At 39.8% G+C, this 417-nt stretch carries 1 protein-coding gene; it reads right to left on the bottom strand.

All coding sequences use genetic code 11. From position 1 onward, the window contains the following. Nucleotides 1-170: 170 nt before the first annotated feature. Nucleotides 171-323, bottom strand: a complete 153-nt coding sequence (locus RTW80_RS27475) for a hypothetical protein (protein WP_000788776.1) — start codon at nucleotides 321-323, stop codon at nucleotides 171-173. Between the last annotated feature and the right edge of the window lie 94 nt (nucleotides 324-417).

Raw genomic sequence — 417 nt, 5'->3', positions numbered from 1 at the left:
TCATTGTGGCTATTAGTTACCGCATTTGCATCGCTCCCAGTGAAGAGATGGACGCTGTTGCAATTATTGCTCAAGCAATGGCGATGTTAACTAAACGACTTTAATAATTTCACTATCAGGCGCATAAACACATCTTTGATCGCTGGATGTGTTATGCGCCTACTGGTGATTCAATCCTTAAGCCATTTCAACTCACTAAGGAGTTTTCTTTCTTCGTTCTCTCTCTGTTTACGCTCTAGCCAGGCTTTTCCTTCTGGCGTAGACAGGAACTTACGAGCGTGAATCTTGCGGTTATTACGTTTGATAGCTGCAATATTTTTCATCGTGTTGCCTCTGTATTCATATGAAAATTAACAAGTTACATACTACACAGGGAGACTACGCATAAAACACAATACAAGTAAAGATACATTTTCA

Source organism: Escherichia sp. AM3 (assembly GCF_032029835.1).
Lineage (GTDB): Bacteria > Pseudomonadota > Gammaproteobacteria > Enterobacterales > Enterobacteriaceae > Escherichia > Escherichia coli.
The sequence above is the reverse complement of the archived record's forward strand: the minus strand, read 5'-3'. Positions and strand labels throughout refer to the sequence as shown.

Coding starts and splice junctions, on each gene's coding strand:
- RTW80_RS27475 (WP_000788776.1), bottom strand. CDS start 323: ATGAAAAATATTGCAGCTATCAAACGTAATAACCGCAAGATTCACGCT.